Source organism: Alterotamlana spongicola (genome assembly GCF_035818475.1).
In the GTDB taxonomy this organism is placed as follows: Bacteria; Bacteroidota; Bacteroidia; order Flavobacteriales; family Flavobacteriaceae; genus Cognatitamlana.
In genome coordinates, this window is record NZ_JAYMGV010000003.1 from 355,139 (window position 1) to 373,892 (window position 18,754).

Annotated in this window: 10 protein-coding genes; all 10 read left to right on the plus strand. The window is 39.3% G+C overall.

Translation table 11 applies throughout. The features are described from left to right. Positions 1–421 precede the first annotated feature (421 nt). Positions 422–2,797, plus strand: a complete 2,376-nt coding sequence (locus tag VOI54_RS15710; RefSeq protein WP_326284030.1) for a glycoside hydrolase family 95 protein — start codon at positions 422–424, stop codon at positions 2,795–2,797. An 88-nt stretch (positions 2,798–2,885) separates the two neighbouring features. Then, positions 2,886–4,016, plus strand: a complete 1,131-nt coding sequence (locus tag VOI54_RS15715) for a glycoside hydrolase family protein (RefSeq protein WP_326284031.1) — start codon at positions 2,886–2,888, stop codon at positions 4,014–4,016. 15 nt (positions 4,017–4,031) lie between these two features. Further along, positions 4,032–5,381: a sulfatase family protein gene (locus VOI54_RS15720; RefSeq protein WP_326284032.1), complete on the plus strand. Its 1,350-nt coding sequence runs from the start codon at positions 4,032–4,034 to the stop codon at positions 5,379–5,381. Positions 5,382–5,699: 318 nt separating this feature from the next. Further along, on the plus strand, positions 5,700–6,821 hold the full coding sequence (locus tag VOI54_RS15725) for a glycoside hydrolase family protein (RefSeq protein WP_326284033.1): 1,122 nt from the start codon (positions 5,700–5,702) through the stop codon (positions 6,819–6,821). A 38-nt stretch (positions 6,822–6,859) separates the two neighbouring features. Beyond that, on the plus strand, positions 6,860–9,262 hold the full coding sequence (locus tag VOI54_RS15730) for an alpha-L-fucosidase (RefSeq protein ID WP_326284034.1): 2,403 nt from the start codon (positions 6,860–6,862) through the stop codon (positions 9,260–9,262). 33 nt (positions 9,263–9,295) lie between these two features. Beyond that, on the plus strand, positions 9,296–11,680 hold the full coding sequence (locus VOI54_RS15735; protein WP_326284035.1) for a glycoside hydrolase family 95 protein: 2,385 nt from the start codon (positions 9,296–9,298) through the stop codon (positions 11,678–11,680). Positions 11,681–11,689: 9 nt separating this feature from the next. Next, positions 11,690–14,020 (plus strand): family 20 glycosylhydrolase, encoded by a 2,331-nt coding sequence (locus VOI54_RS15740; protein ID WP_326284036.1) that lies wholly within the window; start codon positions 11,690–11,692, stop codon positions 14,018–14,020. A gap of 11 nt (positions 14,021–14,031) precedes the next feature. Beyond that, on the plus strand, positions 14,032–15,543 hold the full coding sequence (locus VOI54_RS15745) for a sulfatase (RefSeq protein WP_326284037.1): 1,512 nt from the start codon (positions 14,032–14,034) through the stop codon (positions 15,541–15,543). A 66-nt stretch (positions 15,544–15,609) separates the two neighbouring features. Beyond that, entirely contained in the window at positions 15,610–17,184 is a 1,575-nt protein-coding gene (locus VOI54_RS15750) for an arylsulfatase (RefSeq protein ID WP_326284039.1), read from the plus strand. 42 nt (positions 17,185–17,226) lie between these two features. Beyond that, positions 17,227–18,750, plus strand: coding sequence for a sulfatase family protein (locus VOI54_RS15755; RefSeq protein ID WP_326284041.1), 1,524 nt, complete (start codon positions 17,227–17,229; stop codon positions 18,748–18,750). Positions 18,751–18,754 lie beyond the last annotated feature (4 nt).

An 18,754-nucleotide genomic window follows, 5' to 3' on the forward strand; every position in this document is an offset into this window, starting at 1 on the left:
ATTCAAGGCTTCAAAGATAATGATATAACTGAGTATAATTAAGGTTGTGGCATAATTCAAATTTAACATATAGTTATTAGCAAAATAAAGCCAATAGCAAAGCTTTAAAAGTATACTTAATTGCACTATTCTAACTATTTGGGTAAGTCTTCAAATAATAAACAAGCACATACTATAAATTTTATTATCTAAGCTTAACACTTTTTAATTAATTAGGGGTTTAATAAATGAATCGAATTTGTATTAGCATATTTTCGGATGGACATTAGGGGCTAAGATGCAAATTAAGTACAGGCAATGGTTAAAGGCTTTGAAGATTGTCAGTATGTGTTTTACTAATTTGCTACTCTTAAATTTAAAGTAAATATTTTTTGAAAACCCTATGAGAATTTTGAGTAAAAGTAAGAAGATATTAAAATGTATGTTTCTGTTATGTGCTATTTTATTATTCAGTTGCTCTGAAAGCAAAAGAACCGCAAATGTAAAAGGAAATGATGCAATTGCATTGAAATTATGGTATGAACAACCTGCCACATCATGGATGCGCGAAGCACTTCCTATAGGCAATGGTTATATGGGAGCCATGGTTTTTGGAGGCATTGAACAAGAACGTATTCAGTTCAATGAAGAATCCTTATGGGTGGGTGGCCCTGGAGAATGGGATGAATATAATGGAGGTAATAGAACAGATGCCTATAAGCATTTACCAAAAATTCGTCAATTATTAAATGAAGGGGAATTTAAAGAAGCGCACCAGTTAGCAAGTACTGAATTAACAGGAATAATAAAAAAGAATAACAGTCATCAATTTTGGGAAGGTTTCGGAGCCTATCAGGCTTTTGGGGACCTCTATATTGATGTAGATAATTCCGGTAAGATTAGTAATTATAGAAGAGAACTGGATATTGATAATGCCATAGCAAGTGTAGCATATACAGCCGATGAGGTCAGTCATAAAAGAACCTATTTTGCGAATCACCCAGATAATGTGTTGGTATTTAAATTTGAGAATGATGCTAAAGAGGGTGTGGACTACGGTATTGAATTCACAACACCCCACAAAAATGTAAACTATACTTTTGAAGACAATCAATTAATTGTTGAAGGAGCGCTAGAGAACAATGGAATGCGGTTCGGATCCAGAATGCATGTTGAAATTGAAGGCGGACAAATTGTATTTGAAGAAGAGAAAATAAAAATAAAAGGGACTAAAAGTCTAACCTTAAGATTGGTTGCCGGAACAGAATATAAGTCAGATTACCCTACTTATGTTGGAAACGATTTTATGTCTAAAAATATAACTAAGATAAATAGTGCAAAGGCGAAATCTTTCAAAACTTTAAAAGAAGAACATAAAGAGGATTACCAGTCACTTTTTAACAGAGTGGTATTAGAGCTTGAAACATCAGCTATTTCAGAATGGCCCACAGATAAAAGACTTAAGGTATATGAAACCGGTAAAGAAGATCCATCCCTTGAAGCTTTGTATTTTCAATATGGAAGGTATTTATTAATAAGCAGTTCAAGACCAGGTTCTATGCCTGCAAATTTACAAGGTAAATGGAATGATAAGGTGGCACCACCCTGGGCATCAGATTATCATATGAATATCAATATAGAAATGATCTATTGGCCTGCAGAGGTTGCTAATTTAAGTGAATGCCATGAGCCTTTAATTGACTATGTGGAAACATTAATCGAGCCTGGGAAAGTATCGGCTTCAAACTTTTTTAATGCAGATGGTTGGATAGTTAATACTATGAATAATCCGTTTGGGTATACAGCTCCGGGTTGGGGCTTCCCATGGGGATTTTTTCCGGGAGGAGCTGGTTGGTTAAGCCAACATGCCTGGGAACATTATGATTTCACCCGCGATAAAGCATACTTGGAGCAACAGGGATTTCCTATTATGAAGGAAGCAGCACTGTTTTGGCTGGATTATTTAGTTCAGGATAAAGAAGGGTATTTGGTGTCTTCTCCATCGTATTCGCCGGAACATGGTGGTATTTCTGCAGGAGCTTCTATGGACCTTCAAATTGCCTGGGATTTGTTTACTAACTGTATAAGCGCGTGTGAGGCATTAGGAATAGACGATGAGTTTAGGCAAAAAGTTGTAGCGGCAAAATCAAAAATACTTTCTCCTAAAATAGGTAAATGGGGACAATTACAAGAATGGAAAGAAGATGTAGATGACCCGGAAAGCAAGCACAGGCATGTGTCCCATTTATTTGCTTTGCACCCCGGGAAACAAATTTCCATAGAAAAAACACCTGAGTTAGCTGAAGCGGCCAAAGTATCATTAAACGCCCGTGGCGATGAGGGAACAGGATGGTCATTAGGTTGGAAAATTAATTTTTGGGCCAGGTTACAGGATGGAAACAGAGCACATAAAATTATTAGAAGGCTTTTAAAGACTACTACAGATGAAGGGTTTGAAATGGTTATTGGAGGAGGTACTTATAGCAACCTACTTTGTGCGCATCCGCCTTTTCAATTAGATGGTAATATGGGAGGAACAGCAGGAATAGCAGAAATGCTAATTCAATCTCATGATGATAACATCCGGTTATTACCGGCTCTTCCAGGTGCTTGGAACAAAGGTGTTGTTAAAGGCTTAAAAGCCAGAGGAGGTTTTGAAGTTGATATAGAATGGGAAAACGGAAGGTTAAAACAAACCAAAATTACATCCAAAACTTCAAAGGTTTTAAATTTACAATATGGTGATCATAAAGTGTCTTATAAAATAGGGGAGTCCGGTTCCATTATTTTAAATAATGATTTAAAAAAGATAGAATAAGAAGATAAAAATATAATACCCTTTGGTGTCACTTGAGTTTATTAGTGGAGAATTATAGTACAACTATAAACAATAAAGTCTAAAACAGATGAAACGAAGAATTTTTATAGAAAACTCATTAAAAGGTGTTGCAGGTATAACCTTATCAGGTAATCTGTTATCATGTCTTTCAACAAAAAATCAAGAACCTACAGCATTTATTGACCGTATATTACCGGCCCCAAAAAACGGAGGATTTAGAGATGATAATTATTGGATTTGGGGATCTTCTGTTATTAAGGGAGAAGACGGCAGATACCATATGTTTGCCTCAAGATGGTCAAAAGATGTAGGCTTTGGGAATTGGGTTTCCAATTCAGAAGTTGTTCGTGCGGTATCTGATACTCCGGCCGGACCTTATACTTTTGAAGAAGTGGTGTTAAAAAGGCGTGGACCGGAATTTTTTGATGGCATGTGTACCCATAATCCACGTATTATTAAATATAGAGATAAGTATTTGCTCTATCATTTTGGAACGACTTACGATTTTCCGTTACCAGATAAGGGAAACCCGGATATGGGAGAAGATAATTGGCGTAAAGCATGGATGAACAAACGTGTGGGATTGGCTATTAGTGATTCCGTTTATGGACCCTGGGAGCGAGTAAATCGTCCGGTAATAGAACCTAGGCCGGGGCATTGGGATGCTTCCATTACATCCAACCCGGCACCTGCTGTAGATCCCAAAACAGGTAAAATATTATTAATGTATAAATCCTCTACAAATGGATTAATTCCACCGTTGTTATTAGGCGTGTCAATGTCTAATAGTCCTAGAGGAGAATATAAAAGGCTGAGTGAAGATCCTATTTTTAGATTTGAAACTCCTGATAATAACCATATTGATGTAGAAGACCCATATATTTGGTGGGCTGGAGACCACTATGAAGCTATAGTAAAGGACAGGTCAGGAGAAATATGTGGTGAAGAAGGAGGTGGTGTACATGCATGGTCCAAAGATGGTGTAAAATGGGAACTGTTTGAAAAAGTAAAAGCCTACAGCCGTAATATTCTTTGGGAAGATGGCACCCGTACTCATCAAAACCATTTTGAAAGGCCTTTTTTATTAATAGAAGATGGGCAGCCAACACATTTGTTTGCGGCAGTCGGTTCCGGACCAAAAGCATGGCAGTTTGAAAATACTTGGAATATGGTCATACCTTTAAAAACTGAAAAATAAAACTCAAACGTTGAGATGAAAAAACCTTTCTACCTATTATTACTTTTTGCACTGCTAACAATGTCTTGTCAGATTAAACCAGATAACAAAGATGGAAGTAAGCCTAATGTAATTATCATCTTTACAGACGATCAAGGTTATGCCGATTTAAGTTGCTATGGAGCAACAGCATATCAGACACCGCATTTAGATCATTTGGCGGCACAAGGTATTCGTTTTACAGATTTTTATGTGCCGGCCACAGTATGTACACCTTCCCGAGCAGCACTGCTTACAGGAGCTTATCCTAAACGCGTAGGAATGCATAAAGGAGTATTACGCCCTTTTTCAGATACAGGCCTTTCCCCGGATGAATATACCATGGCCGAAATGTTAAAGGATGTAGGCTATCAAACGGCTTGTATTGGTAAATGGCACCTGGGGCACCACCCGGAATTTATGCCAAATAATCAGGGATTCGATTATTATTTTGGAGTTCCCTATTCCAATGATATGGATTCATATTATTATAGTACAGTTAACTTTCAATCACCGCCGTTACCACTATATGAAAATGAGAAACAGATTGAAGCCGGTCCGGATCAGCGTTATCTGACCAAACGCTTTACCGATGTAGCCATAGACTATATTAAAGAACACAAAGAAGCTTCGTTCTTTGTTTATTTGGCTCATATTATGCCTCATATTCCATTACATGCTTCTGAAGATTTTGAGGGTAAAACTTCTTACGGGTTGTATGGAGATGTGATCACAGAGTTAGACTGGAATGTAGGTAGACTTGTAACCTTTCTTAAGAAAGAAGGATTGTTTGAAAATACCATTATTGTATATACATCTGATAATGGCCCACATCAAGCTGTTAATGAAGGTTCAGCAAAACCACTCCGGGGATGGAAAACTCAAACTTGGGAAGGTGGACAACGTGTACCGGGAATTATAACCTGGCCCAAGGAAATTCCGTCAAAAATAGTTTCAGATGAGCTTATAACAACTATGGATTTAATGCCAACTCTGGCAGCTATAACTAAAGGTACTTTACCAAATGATAAGCCGGTTGATGGGAGAAACATTGAACATTTTCTAAAGAACCCTGTGTCAAAGATTGAAGAATCTCCCTTCTTTTATTATGCTACTAATGGAGAAGTTGAAGCAGTGCGAATGGGTAAATGGAAGCTACATATAGCGAAACGTGCGCATCAAAACTTCTCTGTGACTTTGTATGATTTGCAAAATGATGTTGGAGAAAAGAATAATTTGGCAGATAAGCATCCGGAAATTGTAGATCAATTACAAACAGTTATTGCCAATTTTGATGAACAGTTAACTAAAGAAATAAGGCCTGTTGGTAAATTTAATACCGAATAAAGGTTATCTTTTTAAATACTATCAAAATATAAAATATACCACCTGTTCCCTGCAAATTAAGTATCTAATCGGGTAAAAATAGTAGTGGGAGCGTCCCTGCGATTATCATTAATTTTGAAAAGGCAGTCTTTTTTGAATTTATTAAACGTGTTTTTAGGAGATAACCATTGTGATAGTATTGAATTTACTTTAAAAAAGTAATTGAAGTCCATTATCATAGAGTGTCGTATCAACCTAAACTACGCCCTGAATGCAATTAAAGAGGTATCAGGAGCTCTTATAAATTTCATCAGCTTCTTAAATTATAAATAACCATAAATGAAAAAAATAAAGATTTTTACGATAAGTATATTAACAGGCCTAATAGTTGTAGCATGTAAAACAGAACAAAAGAAGCAAAAGGCTGATACTGCCATTTTAGAACAAATAACAGCTGAAGTAAAACCTTTTGCCTCCCGTTTGGAATGGACAGAAGCAAAATTGGAAGATGAAAATTATAGTATTTGGGGTAGCTCGCCCATTATGGGAGATGATGGCAAAGTTCATGTGTTTTCTGCCCGGTGGCCGGAGTATAATATTGATCCTGCATGGCGTAAATCCTCTGAAGTAGCTCATTATGTGGCTGATTCGCCTGAAGGGCCTTTTACTTTTTCTGATGTAGCCATAAAAGGCAGTGGTGTGGAAGGAACCTGGAACCGCTATGCGCCTCACAATCCTGAAATACAAAAGATTGGTGAGTATTATGCCATTACCTTTGTGGCCAATAGTGATTACCGCCAACCTCCACATCCGGCCAATCAAAAAGTAGGATTGGTGTATTCCAAATCCCTTTATGGTCCTTGGAAAAAAGCCGGTAAAGAAGGAATGATTATAGAAGTTTCGGAAGACTCTAATCACTGGACCTATGGTTCAAAACTAGGTGTAGATAACCCGTGTCTAAACGAAGTAGATGGTAAGCCTATAGTATATTTTAAAGCACGCTTAAAAGAAGAAGATGGAGGTATCAAGGCTAAATATGCTTACGCAACGGCAGAAAGCATTGAAGGCCCTTATACTATGTCCGAACCTATTACCGATAATGACTCATACCTGGAAGATGCCACTGCATTTACATGGGATGATAAATATTACTTACTGACTACAGATAATCACGGAACAGTAACCGGAGTAGAGGGAGGCGGTATCCTGTGGGCAAGTGATGATTGGCGTAAGTTCGATGTTAAAAATATACAATTAGCCTATGATTTGATTCCCTCCTATAACAAAGGTTACGATGAATCAAAAGTGACTAAAATATATAGTGGCTGGCCAAAATTTGAGCGTCCTAAAATATTAATACAGAACGGGAAGCCTACCTATTTCTTTGCACCTTCCGGTTGGAACATAGAGGGCGGTAAACGTTCTGTATGCTACATACTAAAAATTAACCACGATAAATAAAGAGAAGAATAGAAACCTATTATATAAATTATTACTAAATGAATAGATTTTTCATTATACTGTTTTGCCTGACATGTTCAGTTTCACTATATGCACAAAATGAATATGCCAAAAAACTTAAGGAAAAGCATATCCCAGATATCCGTGGGAGAGTACAGACCTTAGATGTAGCTACGGGTAAAGTTATAAGCTTAGACCTTCAGAATTATTGGAGAAGTAACCTGCTTATAAAACACGGAGTCATTACTACCGAAAAACGCCCTAAAGCCCAACACGTACCCGGTTTGGTGGAGTACCGTGTGTATGTGGCAACTTCGGGAACCTATACCATCAGTTCGGAAGCAGTCTTTTCAGAGAATGCCGCTATGCATTTGACCGTAGATGGTGAAAAAAAAGCAACACTTTTTGAAAATCCCGAAACGGGGCAACAAACCGTAAAGAAAGTAGCCTTGTACAAAGGCATGCACTATATCCGGCTGACTTCTGATAAGCTCAACACACCAGTGCCTAACATCAAGAGCATTTCCCTAAAGCTGGAAAAAGTGAAAAATATTGTTGCACCTGCCTCTCCAGCACCAGTTAGGAGAGGTATTCCATCCACTGCCAAAAAGGGATGGGAGTATGATGTCAGCCGTAAAATCCACCTTGACTTCCATACTGCGGCTTATGTAGATAAAATAGGAACCAAGTGGAATCCGGATGAGTTTGCAGCGACCCTGGCTGATAACGGACTAAATGCCGTAACCGTTTTTGCCAAAGGGCATCATGGTTTTGCCTTTTACAATACCAAAATAGGAACCATACATCCTGGTTTGGATTTTGACTTGTTAAAAGAACAAATTGAGGCTTGCCACAAACGCGGGATTAAAGTACTGGCCTATTTTTCTGTGAATGTGGATGAGCTTTGGGCAACTACAGAAGAAGGCGTGAACCCCAATTGGGAGAAGTTTCAGCAAGTGGATGCCAACCCTGAAAAGTCGTATATAAAAGACTATACCTGGCCAATGATTCGGGAAGTCGTAGAAAACTATGATATTGATGGTTTCTGGTTTGATTTTCCTGGTTATGATGAGTTTGTAGCTCAAACTATTGATATGATACGTAGTATCAAACCCAACCTTATTTCAGCGTATAATCACCAGTTTGAAAAACCTCGTAAAGAGTTAGCCAAACAAGATATTATGGAGATTGAAGCCTGGTTACACTCACAGTCGCTTTATCGCATGTCCTATATTGCCCGTTATGCACATGGCTCTACACCAATTGTAGGAATGACCACTCGCTTTTGGAGAACATGGGGGGATTTTGGGCTTGTTAGTGATGAAGCGATGCTTAAATATGAAACGGCAGTAAGTTTTGCCAATGGTTCCGGGATTACCATAGGTGATCAACTGCACCCTAATGGCAGACTGGAACCAGCCGTGTATGAAGTCATTGGAAAGGCAATGGATTTGGCTAAAACTATTGAACCGTATGTAAACGGAGCTTCCTTTGTACCCTATGTAGCCTATTTACGTCAAAACCTTAAAGCATCTGCATCACTGGTCGATAACGGTATTCATTACAATGTTGTGGACGAAAAAATGCCACTTGCCCCATATAAAGCATTGGTTATCCCTATGGCTCATAAATTACCTGATGATTATCTGCCAAAGCTGGAAGCTTTCGTAAAGAATGGAGGGAAGTTAATTATTTATGGTAACCCGTCTGAAAAGCTGCAAGCCCTTTTGGGAGTTAAAAAATATGAAATTAATCTTGTAAAAGCCAGTGAAAAAGATGATCTCGAAGGTGCCTTTGTAAGAAACAGGGATAAAGTATTGCCAACTGCAGCAGCTATGGATATTTTGGTAAGACATTCCATTGTAGCTGTGAAGCCTGTAGGAGATACCAAAGAAGTTGCTCCGCTAGTTTGGCAAATGAACCATGGAACAACACATAGATTGTCGCACCGCCAAAGTCCGCCTATGGATGAAGCCTCTGACTACTCCGCTATTACCCACAGAAAATTAGGCAAAGGAGAAATCATCTACTCCCCATTGTCCATCATGGAAGCCTATGTCAAAGACGGATTTACACAAATGCGTCATATTTTTAAAGATATGTTCCAAAAAGTGGTAACTTCGGAAGAACGCTTGGTGGAAGTTACAGGAAAAACCAATCTGGAAGTCTCTGTAATGCAGAAGGAAACACGTACGGTAATTCATCTGGTACATGCACCTCAGACTCGTATAGCATCAGAAGATACCCAACCGATTATTAATGAATTCCCAATAGTGCGGGGCACCTTATTGAAAATCAATAAAGATCTGGTAAAAGGCAGAACCCTTAAAATAGTAACCGACAACCTTAAAGAACTTGCTCCAATAAAAGAAGGAGATAATCAGGTGTACTATAGCGTTCCTGATTTTACAATTAACAGCGTATTTGTATTAGAGAATTAATTAAAATATCAGAAGAACAAAAACACAGTTTTCATGAAATTAAAAATAAAATCCCTTAGTATATTATTTAGTTTAATTGGAGCCTATTCATGGGCACAGAACCATAATACAACGTTATGGTATGAACATCCCGCAGAAGATTGGCGTACTCAGGCCTTACACCTTGGGAACGGTTATATGGGAGCGTCTTATTACGGAGGGATAAAATCTGAACGTTTCGATATTACCGAAGAAACCATGTGGTTTGGTGGCCCGGGAGAAAACCCTGATTATAATTATGGTATCCGTGAAGGGGCTAATAATTACCTGAAAGACATCCGGGAATCAATTGTTAGTGGAGACATTGGAAAGGCTGATAAATTAGTACAACAGCATTTTACCGGAAACACTGAAAACTTTGGAGCCCTTACTTCCATAGAGCAGTTATACCTTGATTTTGAAAACCATGATGGTAAAGTAAGTGATTATAAACGTACACTGGATGTAGCTAATTCTTTGGCTACCGTAACTTACAGCATGGATAATATTAACTATTCTAGAGAATATTTTTGCAGTTATCCGGACCGAGTGATGGCCGTACACCTTAAAAGTGATGCCCGAGGTAAGATAGGTTTTAGCATTAGACAAGCCTTTACACAGGAGTCTAATGAAATAATTGTTGAGGGTAATGAAATTCATGTAAAAGGTAAAATAAATGGGAATAACCGTCAGTACGAAGTCAAAATCAAAGTGCTGCACGATGGTGGTAAACTATCCGACGAAAAGGGGACTTTAACCCTTACAGGAGCAAATAATGCTATCTTGCTGTATACGGCTGCCACAGAATATAAAGCCGTTGCTCCGTTGTATAATGGAGCAAACCCTGTAGCTATCACGCGCAAGTGTATAGATAAAGCTGTAAAAAAGGGGTATGAGCAATTAAAAGCTGATCATATTGCAGATTATAGAAGTTTGTACGATCGAGTATCCCTGGAAATGGACGGAGATCCTACATTGGAAAAACTCCCTACAGACAAGCGTTATGAAATGTTGAAAACCGGTATGACAGATGATGCCGGTTTAAAAGTATTGTTATTCAATTTAGGACGTTACCTGCTTCTAAGTGCATCCAGATCAGGAACATTACCTTCAGGGCTTCAGGGGGTGTGGGTAACTGATGAAAGAGCTGCCTGGGCCGGAAATTACCAAAGTAATATTAATCTACAGGAAATGTACTGGACAGCCGGGCCACTCAACCTGCCGGAAGTTCAGGAATCTTATATCAATTGGATAAAAACCCTGATAGAACCAGGCAGAAAAGTAGCCAAAGCCTATTATGGAACTGACGGATGGGTGAGCCATACCACAGGAAACATCTGGGGTTTTGCGTCTCCAGGAGGGCATATGCTTTGGGGAATGTACCCGTCAGGAGCAGCCTGGCATTGTCAACACCTTTGGAGTCAGTACGAATTTACTCAAGATAAAAAATACCTGAAAAAGGAAGCCTACCCCATTATGAAAGAAGCTGCCCTGTTTTGGTTGCAAAACATGGTAGAATACGAAGGCAAATACATCATTGCTCCAACCGTGTCATCAGAACATGGTGTAGATATCAGGGATGGAAAGCCTGTAGAATACGCCCTTACTAACGGTGAAGTCACAAAAGATAAATGGCTGAACTTACCGGGAGCTTATCAGGATATTCAGATGGTATACGACCTCTATAGCAATGTTATGGAAGCTTCAGAAATATTAGGTATTGATACAGGTTTTCGAGCTAAAGTAAAAGCGACCAGAGACCGATTGTTACCCATGAGAATTGGTAAATACGGGCAAATACAGGAATGGGCGTGGGATATGGACAACCCACGAGACCACCATCGCCATATAGCCCATATGTATGCGCTTATGCCGGGAAGGCAAATTGATCCATACAAAACCCCGGAACTGGCTAAAGCAGCAGAAATTTCCCTGAATATGCGAGGGCATACATTATATGGCCCCAAATGGCCACATATGGGAGGTAACTGGAACAGAACATGGCGTATTTGGTGCTATACCAGGCTTTTGGACGGTGAAAAAGCAGCCAGAATCTTTAATGATATGGTAACACAGGTAGGTTTTGAAAACCTGATGGCTCATGAAAGTAACAATATGCAGGTAGATGGTTCTATGTCTACTCCGGGGTTTATGGCCGAAATGATGCTGCAATCACATCAGGGAGAAATTCATATATTGCCGGCTGTACCCATAGAATGGCCTGCAGGAAAAGTCAAAGGGCTCATAGCACGTGGCGGATTTAAAGTTGATATTGAATGGCGATACGGACAACTGGTCTCCTGTATCATAGTATCGGAAAAAGGGCAAGAATTACCCCCTATAAGAGTTAAGGGAGAACTTGTTGACCCAACAAAAGATAGTAGAATCATCATAAAATAATCAATTATAATGACTAAATCAGTTTACCGCATCATCGTAGTGTTTTTGGTAGCAACGGCTTTATATTCTTGTCAAACAAAAGAGAAAACCAATGCCCGGGAAGCTTATCATATTATTCCACAACCTCAAAAACTGACCCCGAAAGACGGTACATTCCAATTTACGGCCAATACGCAAATTATCCTCTCTGAGGATTCTGAAGAATTACGGTTTTTAGGAAATTATTTATCGGATATGTTCAGTAGAGCTGCAGGATTCTCCTTGAATCCAACACAAGGAACAGAAGCAGGAAAAGGAAACATATATCTAAGTCTGGACACAGCTATTGAAGGTAATGATGAAGCATACCAATTGATAGTTTCTTCTGAAAATATAACAATTACTGCAAATCATGCTTCAGGGCTATTATATGGGATACAAAGCATACGACAGCTATTGCCCGATGCCATTGAAGCAAAAGAAGTGCAAAGTAATGTGTCCTGGGAAATACCTTCAGTTGAGATTGAGGACGAACCACGTTTTGAATATAGAGGCATGCAAATGGACGTATCACGTCATTTTTTTGATGTAGATGAGCTTAAAACCTTTATTGATAGATTGGCACTTTTTAAATTTAACAGGTTTCACATTCACTTAACTGACGATCAGGGGTGGCGTTTGCAGATCAATCGTTACCCTGAATTGACCGATAATGGTGCCTGGAGAACCATGAACAGTCATGATAAGGTGTGTATTGAAAGAGCAGAAACTGATCCTGCATTTGAACTGCCAAAAAAACATTTTAAAGAAAAAGAAGGGATAGAAGTGTACGGAGGTTTCTATACTCAGGAGCAAATGAAAGCTGTTATAGCCTACGCTTCTAAAAGAGGAATTACCATTGTCCCTGAAATTGATATGCCCGGGCATATGAAGGCTGCCATAGATTCGTACCCGGATCTTTCTTGTGTAGAAGGAGCCGGCTGGGGGCAAACATTTTCAATTCCGCTTTGCCCGTGTGAAGAAGGCGTATATGAGTTTGTAGAAAATGTATTGGAAGAAGTGGTGGAACTCTTTCCCGGAGAATATATACATATTGGGGCCGATGAGGTAGAAAAATCTACCTGGGCAGATGCTTTACAATGTAAAGAGCTTATGAAACGAGAAGGTCTGGAATCTGTTGAAGAACTTCAAAGTTATTTTGTAAAGCGGGTAGAGAAGTACCTTAATAGTAAAGGAAAAAAAATGATCGGTTGGGATGAGGCCTTGGAAGGAGGCATTAACCCCAGTACTACCATTATGTATTGGCGTGGTTGGGTTCCACAGGCACCCGTTGAAGCTGCGGAAGGTGGTCATAATGTGATTATGACCCCTACATCGCACAGTTATTTTGATTATGAGCCCAATAACGAAAGTGTTTCCCATGTCTATAATTTTGATCCGATTCCCGAGGCACTTAGAGGTAAGCATGAAGAAAATATTAAAGGCGTACAGGCTAATCTTTGGAGTGAATATATACCCACTATGGCAAGGCTGGACTATATGTCTATGCCCCGAATGATGTCTATGGCAGAAGTTGGTTGGAGCAATAAAGAAAAAGACGAAGCCAATTTTTTGTCCAGGGTAGATAATATCTATTCGCGGTTGGATGCCATGGAGATTAAGTATCGCCTTCCCGATATTCCAAGTTTGCCTAGCTATGATGCTTTTGTAGAGTCAGATACTTTAGAATTGGAAAAGCCTGGTATCATTGATGAGATTAGGTATACGACGGATGGTTCCATACCAGGTATCAGATCTGCCTTGTATGAGAGCCCTATTGTTGTCACTCAACCTACTGTTTTCAAAATAGCTACGTTCCGTAAAGGAAGAAGGGTCAAAGTTTATAAGGCCGAGTATGAACAACAAACCTACCGCAAAGCAGAAGAGGTAAATACTCAACCGGGCCTTAAAATGAATTACTATGAAGGTGAATTTTCAAAAGTGGCTGATATGGATGGGGAAAAAGTAGCAAAATCCTCCATTGTAACAGTAGTAGATATTCCTGATTGGAGTAAAGAAAATGGATTTGGATTACAGTTCAAAGGTTATTTAGATGCGCCGGAAATAGGTGTTTATTCATTTTATTTGCGTTCTGACGATGGTAGTACTCTGAAAGTAGGAGATAAAACAGTTGTGGATAATGATGGCGGACATGGTGTGATAGAAGTGAGAGGGCAGATTGCTTTAGAAAAAGGCAAGCACCCTATCCATATCAAGTATTTTGAAGGATCAGGAGGTGAATCTTTGAGTTTTCAATATCACTTAAAAGGAAAAGAAAAAGAGAAGAAGCCAGTACCGGTAAGTATGTTGGGGCATAAATAATAGTTATTATTATGAATATTTTTAAGAAAGTTGTTGTACTTGTGCTGACATCAATTATTATGGCATGCCAGAGTATGCCAAAAGAAGATGTAGTTCCTAATATTGTATTATTCTTTGTTGATGATATGGGATGGCAGGACACTTCCGTGCCTTTCCATACAGAAATAACCCAACTTAACAATCAATATCATACGCCTAATATGGAGCAACTTGCCAGAGAAGGAATGAAGTTTACCCAAGCTTATGCCACATCAGTTTGTTCTCCATCCCGTATTAGTTTAATGACGGGGATGAATGCAGCAAGGCATAGAGTAACCAATTGGACATTGTTCAAAGATAAATCTACGGACTCTAACCATGATAAAGTCACGGCACCAAACTGGAATGTAAACGGATTGAGTGCTGTACCGGGAGAGGACCAGGCTATTTATACAGAAACCTTGCCTCAATTGCTAAAAAAAGCAGGATACAAAACCATTCATACAGGTAAGGCTCATTTTGGAGCCAGGGAGACCTCGGGAGAAGATCCTCGTAACCTTGGATTTGATATTAATATTGCAGGGCATGCAGCTGGTGGACCCGGTAGTTATTTAGGAAAGAACAATTTTAGCGGAGCCTGGAGAAATGCCATGCGTGTTTGGGATGTTCCCGGATTAGACAAATACCATGGGCAGGATATTCACCTGACTGAAGCATTGACTCTTGAAGCCAATGAAGCCATCAGCCAGGCCGTGGAGGAAAACAAACCGTTTTATTTGTATATGTCTCACTATGCCATTCATGCCCCCTGGGAAAAGGACGATCGATTTTATCAGAAGTATAGAGATGCAGGTTTAAACAAATTTGACGCCGTTTATGCTTCAATGATAGAGGGCATGGATAAATCCCTGGGAGATATAATGGAAAATCTCAAGCAGCAGGGAGTGTATGACAATACCATCATCGTTTTTATGTCTGATAACGGAGTGCCCAAACAGGCCGCTCGTAATTTACCACTCAGAGGGCATAAACTAACACCTTATGAAGGTGGTTCCCGTGTACCACTGTTGGTAAAATGGCCCGGTGTTACTCAAGCAACTACAATAAATAATCAATACCTGATTATAGAAGATATATTTCCAACGTTTCTTGAAATGGCAGGACTGAATAAAGAAGCGAAAAAGAGTATTGATGGTATTAGTTTTAAACCATTGCTTACAGGAAAAGGAACATATCCAAAAGATCGGCCTATATACTGGCACTTTCCTAATACCTATGACCATACTCCCTACAGCGCGATAAGGAAGGGGCCTTGGAAACTTATCTATCATCATGTCGACAGAAGGATGGAGCTTTTTAATGTACAGGACGATATCAGTGAAGAGAACAATCTGTTTGTTTCAAACCCGGTCAAAGTAAAAGAACTAGCTGGATTGCTATCTGATTATTTGAGGAGTGTCAAAGCACAAATGCCGGTTGATAAGTTAACAGGGAAGCCGGTGGAATACCCGGATAGAATACAGAAAGAACAAAAACGTGAATGATAAAAATAAGTAATAAATTCAGAGTATTTAAATTCCTATATCTTATGTGTTAAAATTAAAAAAAGAATGAACTTGCAACAAACCCTAAACATACAAAGGTATTCCCTGTTGGGATTGCTATTATTCATTGCTTCCTGTGGTTCTCGTAGTCAAAAAGTAACAACGGAACTAACTTCACCCAATATCATTTTGGTACTGACTGATGATCAGGGTTATGGTGATATATCTTCACATGGCAGTCCGGATGTACTGACCCCAAATATGGACAAGCTTAAATCACAGGGAATCAGCCTGGACGATTTTCAGGTAAGTCCTACCTGTGCGCCAACAAGGTCGGCAATTATGACAGGTAAGCATCCTTTTAAGAATGGAATTACACATACCATTTTGGAAAGGGAACGAATGGCTTTAGGTATCATCACTTTGCCTGAAATTCTTAAAAAAGGGAACTATACTACCGGTATATTTGGTAAATGGCATTTAGGGGATGAGACTGAATATCAGCCTCAAAACAGAGGATTTGATGAGGTGTTTATACACGGGGGAGGGGGAATAGGTCAGGCATATCCCGGTTCATGTGCCGATGTTCCTGATAACAAATATTTTGATCCAACAATCAAGCACAACGGAACTTTTGTCAAGACCAAAGGGTTCTGTACGGACATCTTTTTTGCTCAGGCATTATCCTGGATTAAAAAGAAATCAAAAGAGGATAAACCTTTTTTTGCGTACATTCCAACAAATGCACCACACGGCCCTTTTATTGCTCCGGAAAGCTATAAGAAAAAATACATTGAACAAGGTTATCCACCCAATGCTCAGGGGTTTTATGCTATGATTGAAAACATAGATGACAACCTGGGGAGTTTGATGAAGAAATTGGACACCTGGGGTATTGCTGATAATACGATATTGATATTTATGTCAGACAACGGAAAAACCTGGGGAGGACAGAATAAGGTACATGGAGAAATAACCTATAATGCAGGCATGAAGGGCTTCAAGGGAGGTGTTCATGAAGGAGGGACAAGGGTGCCTTTTTTTATACGATGGCCCAAAAAGTTTGCTGAAGGCAAAAAGATTGATGTCTTGCTGAACCATTATGATATATTACCGACTCTCACTGATATTGTAGGTATTAATATTTCTGATGTTCCTGATTTAGACGGACAAAGCTTTCTTCCTTTGTTGATAGGGGAAGATTTTGAACATAGGGATAGGTATCGTTTTGTACATAGGGGAAGATGGCCCCTTAATCCAAAGCATATCAGCAACCTGGGTAATATCGATAGGCAGAACATTAAAAATAGCCAGTTTATAGGGAAAGATGAAAAGCAATCCGATCCGGAAAACTCTAAATACAAAGGTTTTGCAGTCCGTAGCGAACAATATCGGTTTGTGGACAATAACGAATTGTACGATGTAATCAAAGATCCGGGACAAAAAGTCAATATTGCTTCAGAACATCCGGAAGTAGTTGCTCAAATGCAAAAGGTCTATAATGAGTGGTGGAACAGTATCAAATCTTTTTTGGTAAATGAAAGTGTGCCTTTGGCTAAAGAAAAGCCTTATTGGGTAGAATATTACAAACAAGAAAAGTCAACAGGTATTCCGGAATGGACAAAACCCAATTTGGATTGAGGCTTAACGGAATTAAATGAATATTGAATCAAAGTGAATATTATGAGAACTATTAAATCGATTGCGAGCATTATTTTATTTGGATTTATGTGCATTGCATGCCAGGAGAGGCCAAAAGAGGAAACAAAGGCCCCTAATATCGTTTTTCTTTTTGCAGATGACTATACCTATGAAGCCATTCATGCCCTGGGTAATAGTGTGATTGAAACACCTAACTTGGACAGGCTTATTAATAGAGGAACAGCCTTTACTCATGCCTATAATATGGGGGGGTGGAACGGGGCCATTTGTGTAGCTTCAAGATCCATGATTATTTCCGGTACTTCTATCTGGAATGCCCAAAGCACTACCGCAAAATGGAGAGAAAAAGACTCTACGGCACTTAATAATACCTGGGGAAGATTAATGGCTTCAAAAGGTTATAACACTTATATGACCGGAAAATGGCATGTGAATGCTCCTGCTGATTACGTGTTTAATACGGCTAGAAATATCCGTCCGGGAATGCCAGACGATCTGAGAAGCCAAGCCAACTGGAAAGAGATACGCAAGGCTTTCAGTGAAGGGAAAGACGTAAAATCCATGACACCTCCTGCATATTTCAGGCCGGTTGATGAGAATGATACATTGTGGTCACCAACTGATCCTAAACATAAAGGATTCTGGGAAGGCGGTAAACATTGGAGTGAAGTGGTTAGGGATGATGCTTTGGCCTTTCTGGAAGATGCTACCCAAAAAGAAGATCCTTTCTTTATGTATCTGGCTTTTAACGCACCACACGATCCACGTCAGGCACCACAATCCTTTTTGGATAAATATGATATAAAGGATATTCCTTTACCAGAAAACTGGCTTCCTGAATACCCCTACAAAGATGCCATGAATAGTGGATTTTCCATGAGGGATGAAGCACTGGCACCTTTTCCGCGTACCCCCTTTGCTATTAAAACCCATTTAAGGGAATACTATGCTATCATCACACATCTCGATGAGCAAATAGGTAAAATACTGGATGCCCTGGAAGCTTCGGGGATACTGGATAATACCTATATCTTCTTTACCGGAGATCATGGTTTGTCTGTTGGGCACCACGGATTATTAGGCAAGCAAAACATGTTTGATCACAGTATTAGAGTGCCATTGATGATGATGGGGCCGGATATTCCAAAAGGCCAAAAAATAAACACCGATGTCTATCTGCAAGATATTATGGCTACCAGCCTGGAGCTGGCCAACATTGAAAAACCGGCTCATGTTACATTCCATAACTTACTGCCCTTGGCGAAAGGTGAAACTACACAGGGGCATTTGGATGATGGCGTATATGGTGCCTTTGAAAAAGGATCACAGCGTATGATTCGTAAAGATGGATATAAACTGATTGTATATCCTAAAATCGATAAAGTACTGTTGTTTAACCTGGAGGAAGACCCCCTGGAAACTGTGAATTTAGCGGAGCATCCGGAGCACAAAGAAAAAATAAAAACACTGTTTTCTGATTTAATGGCTTTACAGCAAAAAATGAACGATCCGCTTGATTTAAATGAACTCTATAATACCCTGTAATTAC